The organism is Bacillus sp. AP50 (assembly GCF_040492675.1).
GTDB lineage: Bacteria > Bacillota > Bacilli > Bacillales > Bacillaceae_G > Bacillus_A > Bacillus_A cereus.
This window is the reverse complement of record NZ_JBEUTW010000429.1, coordinates 1-4,567: the sequence shown is the minus strand read 5'-3', so window position 1 is coordinate 4,567 and position 4,567 is coordinate 1. Positions and strand designations below refer to the sequence as shown.

Below are 4,567 nucleotides of genomic sequence, written 5' to 3'. Positions count from 1 at the left end.
ATCTAAATATAAGCCCTCGTGCCTATTTATTTTAATATCTTTACTACAGTACAAGCGATGATAGTAAATTTTCTCTCATTACATATGTCTTGTAATGTTCTTAATACCATTTGTCCATTATGCATAAATTTAATTTGTTCGGATATATTTAACTTTTGAATGTTTAGATATTCCATACAATTGCAATCATAGATCGTTTCCTTTAAATAAACCCCTATTGTTTCATGAGAAAAACGAGCACAAATTATGTGCTTTTTCATTTAGTGTACTATTAGCCTCCGATGTTCTATATACAAGTGATTCCTAACTTGAATGCAACACAAAAAGAACTTCTTCAAGTCGATTAAATATGTGCATAGCAAAATAAGCTATATATACACTAATCGGCTCAAAGAACTCCTTTCACAATTGAAACAAGATGAAACTTGCTTATACAACTCAACTACAATAAAAAAAGGTGAAGCTTTTGATACAACTCCACCTTTTTAGTATACTTCCCTATTTTTTCGAAGAAACAGGATCCATTTTTAATGTTTTTATTCCTTCTTTTAATGTAAATGCATCTGCTCTTAATGTTTTCCAACTATCTTTTGCTGCATTCAGGTTAGGTTTTAAAAATTTAAATTTATTTTGATCTGCCTTTTGGGATGCTTTATCAATATGATTAAGTACTCCTGAATATTGAGAATCTAAATCATGCCATTGTGCTGACATATAGGTAAGAGCATTAATAGCTGATCCAATTGCATTTTGCATTTCAGCAATATTATTATACGCAACCCCAACTACACGATTTAATGTTATTTTATAGTCTACCGTTTGCCGTAATTGCGCTAATAACGGCTCTAACGTACCTAAATTATTTCTTGCTACCCCTATCATTACACCTCCAGCAATCCATGTAGGGATTGAGGGATATGATACAGTTATTATTCCATCCGATTCTACTTGTTTAAAATGTCTTATTTGCTCTAAAACATCATTTAGGCGTTTTTCATCTTCATCTATTCCAGATGCTTGATTTTTTAAAATCGATTGCAAGATATCTTTATGACCTCCAAATGCTCGGACATCTTCTCCAATACTATCTCTTAACTTAGCTAGTTCTTGTATTAAATTCTGTGTATATGCTTGGTTTTGTTTAATCTCACCTTGTAAATCTGTAATGCCTTCTTTTAATGTATCTGCATCTCCTTCATTAATTGCTTCTACTAATGTATCGTAATAATTGTCAAATGTGGTATCATACTCTACAATTCCTGTAAGGGTATCTAAAAGTTGTTTTTTTATGTGCGCATCCCATTTTGTAGCATGCTCTCTTGCATTCTTTTGATCTTGTGCAATTTGACTAGGTAGATTTGTATATCCTTTAATATCAATTCCTTCAAAGTTAACATCTGGATTATTAATTAACAAATAAGAGTAATCATTCATGGATTTTGCAAATACCCCAGCATCTTGCAAAGCTTTTTTCATCTTTTCACTGTTTACAGAAAGAGATATATCTTCCGTACTGGTTTGTTCTATTTTACTTTCACTTGCAAAAGCAGCTACTGGTGAAACTACAGTAGTTGTTGTCAGGGTTAAAAACGTCGATACAGCAAGTAGTTTATAAGGAAAATTATTATTCACTTTAATTCCTCCTATGAATATATATTAATTTTTAGTTTGTCTTTTCTTGTTTAAAAGCAATGTCTTTGGAAATGAATTCTGCGTCCTTATGAATATCATTCCAACTTTGTTTAGCAGCTTTTAAATCGTCAGGTATTAACGAAAGTTTATGTTCTTGCATTTGATCGATATTATCATATAAATCTTTATAATTAGCCCCCATTTTATTCCATTGTTGCTGAATACTTGTTAGAGACATGATTGCTTGGTCCACTGTCTGATACAAATATGTTAGAGTGTCCTTGGTATTAGTAAGTGAAATAACCGCTTGATTAGCCAGATCAGCTTTCATACTTAATTCTCCGATTTTATTCGAAATTTCATTATAAGAATTCATATGATTAGATGCCTCGACACCAGCAGCTGTTCCTAAACCGATACCAGCGGCTCCTAGAGCTGTAAGACCACCCACAACAGCTGGTGTAGCTGTACCACCCGTCACAACAATTACTACCGCTCCTGCAATCGTTCCAATAACTAAAATAGCAGCTCCTAATCCACCACCAATTGACCAGGCTAATACATTATCAAAATGTGATTTCTGTGTAGAACGTAAATTCTCAATTTCGGCCTGAAGTTGTGGGACTAGTGCTTGTTTTCCCGCTAATATAGCCGTCAATCCGCCCTGTCCATCTGGACCACCAACATTATTTTTAAAATCTACAGTATTTGTATACAACTTTGTTTTAAAAGCCTCTAACATCTTAATGACTTCCGTAACATCATTTGAATTTGTATGAATTGTATCGATTAAATCCCCTATTCCTTCTTTGAGGCTCACCTTATCTTTCTTTTTTACAGTGTCTACTAATGTGTCGTAATAGTTTTGAAATTGCTCATCATAATTTACAATATTACGTGCTGTTTTTTGAATGTTTGGCTTCGCTGTATCTAACCAGTAATTTGCATTGATTCGTGACAGTTCCTGATTTAGGTGAATATTTTTGATTAATTCTCCTCCTCCGGAACCTAAATCAATATTGGATAAATTTACATTCGGTTGCTTAATCATAGTTTTTGCGTACAAATCCATTACAAGAATATGAGAGCCTGTTTCAGCCAACGCTTTCTTTAATCCATCAGGTCCTAACGCATAATTTTCTATTTTCTGTTCCTGAGCTGTCTGTTCTTGTGCAAGTGCATGAATAGTACTACCATTCGTAGCAGTTATAACCGTTGCTAAAGTGGCTAAAGTTATAACCTTAAATGGAAATTTCATCATTTGATCTCCTCCTTATTTTCAGTTGCAATATAATCCTTTTGATAAACCTGTGTTCTTAATATTAGAATTTATAAACTTGTTCTTCGAGTTGAGTTGTTACACTTTTTAATCGTCTTAATGTATCTTTTTGAGACTGAGTGTTATTGGCATCAACTTCAGTCGATAATTTTGTAATACTATTATTTATTAGATCCAAATCCTCTTTGTAACGTTTCATTAGCTCAATTTCTCCATCTACTTGGTTAGCAAATGTATGCAAATCATTTTGCATGAAAAGAATCATTGATTTTTGTAAATCCGCTACAGTTAATTTAGTTGTTAAGTCATATAATTTCTGATTTTGTTTCTCTAAATCATTTAAATATGCACGTTGCTCTGCTGTTAGTTTATTAATTTCAGCAAAAGTATTATATGTTTTTTTTATTTTTTCAGGATCAATCACTTTCATAAGATCATACTCTTTCGTTTTTGTAACTGCAGCTGCAGCGATTTCACCTTTTTTACTTTTCTCTATTGCTTCACGTGCTTCTTTTTTGGCAGCCTCAATTTCTATAGCTGATTTTCCCTTTTCTTTTGCTTCTTGCTCTGCTTTCTTCTCTGCGTCTACAATAGCATTGTTTATTTCTTTTCCTTTGTTATACGCTACTACTGCTGTTTGAGCAGCCGGTTCAATGATATCTTTCGATAGACTATAAATTTCTTGGAATACCTTTAGCCCTTGTTCATTTAAGGCTCCTGGTAATAATGCTATTTGCTGTAAATCATTTTGAATTGATTTTTTTGTATCTAGCATTTCATTTTTTAACTTATCTATTTTTCCTGTTCCCTCTGAATTAAGGACACTCTGTGCTTTTGCCACATCAGTATCAAGATTTTTCACCTTTTTATCTAACTGTAGTTTTAGATCTGTTAACTCATTAATTTGACGTTGCACACTTTCTTGGTTTGTTATGGTCATGTCTTGAAGGACTTCCAGTCTATCTGTAAACCCTTCTTTATCTTCCTTATTATCTACAAATCCTTTTAATGTTGGATAATAACTATTAAATTTAGTTACAAATCCTTTACTTTTTGAATTTAATAGAATTAATTTGGGATAAAGTTCGGATGACCACTCTTTCATATCTTGTTTAATTAGAAATTGAGTTGTATTTAAAGATGGAACTTCTACAAGTTGTACATTCGGACTTGCTAAGGCTCCATCGACAAAGGTTTGTGTTAATTTGGAGTGTGCACCTATTTTTCGTAACGCTGAGGAAATATCTATATTATCTTGTTTTGTTTCTGCTTGAACGATTGGCGTTGCGAGAGTATTGATAGGAATAGTCGCCCCGGTAGCAATTGATGTTATTAAAAATCCTGTCATAATTTTATTCTTCATTCCTTACACCTCTTCACTATTGTTTTTTACAAGTTTTGATCGTAAATGTTGTACAACCTAACGTTAGGATTTCTTCACACACACTTGAGGATAAAAAATTTTTCAAAAGAGTAAGTGCATCTCGTTTTTTATTTGTTTTTGATAGAATATAAGGTCCTTACTTCCCCCCCATTTTAATCACTATGTTTTTCATAAGTAAACTAGAAAATTGTGTATCTAATGTTCGATTTTTCTGACATTAAATGTTTTATTTTTTTCTAATTATATTTAAAAAGTTTTTATACTATTATCAC

The 4,567-nt window shown here is 32.3% G+C and carries 3 protein-coding genes; all 3 read right to left on the bottom strand.

What is annotated here, in order from left to right; translation table 11 throughout:
• Window positions 1-498: 498 nt before the first annotated feature.
• The gene (gene hblA / locus ABWK52_RS23975; RefSeq protein ID WP_001063467.1) at window positions 499-1,632 is read right to left on the bottom strand and encodes a hemolysin BL binding component B; all 1,134 of its coding nucleotides are present in this window, start codon (window positions 1,630-1,632) and stop codon (window positions 499-501) included.
• Between the two features lie 31 nt (window positions 1,633-1,663).
• Entirely contained in the window at window positions 1,664-2,893 is a 1,230-nt protein-coding gene (gene hblD / locus ABWK52_RS23970) for a hemolysin BL lytic component L1 (protein WP_000975323.1), read from the bottom strand.
• A gap of 61 nt (window positions 2,894-2,954) precedes the next feature.
• On the bottom strand, window positions 2,955-4,274 hold the full coding sequence (gene hblC, locus ABWK52_RS23965; RefSeq protein ID WP_000790993.1) for a hemolysin BL lytic component L2: 1,320 nt from the start codon (window positions 4,272-4,274) through the stop codon (window positions 2,955-2,957).
• Window positions 4,275-4,567: the final 293 nt, after the last annotated feature.

Bases quoted from the DNA above. Each gene is read 5' to 3' on its own strand.
- hblD (WP_000975323.1), bottom strand. From the start codon at position 2,893: ATGATGAAATTTCCATTTAAGGTTATAACTTTAGCCACTTTAGCAACG.
- hblC (WP_000790993.1), bottom strand. From the start codon at position 4,274: ATGAAGAATAAAATTATGACAGGATTTTTAATAACATCAATTGCTACC.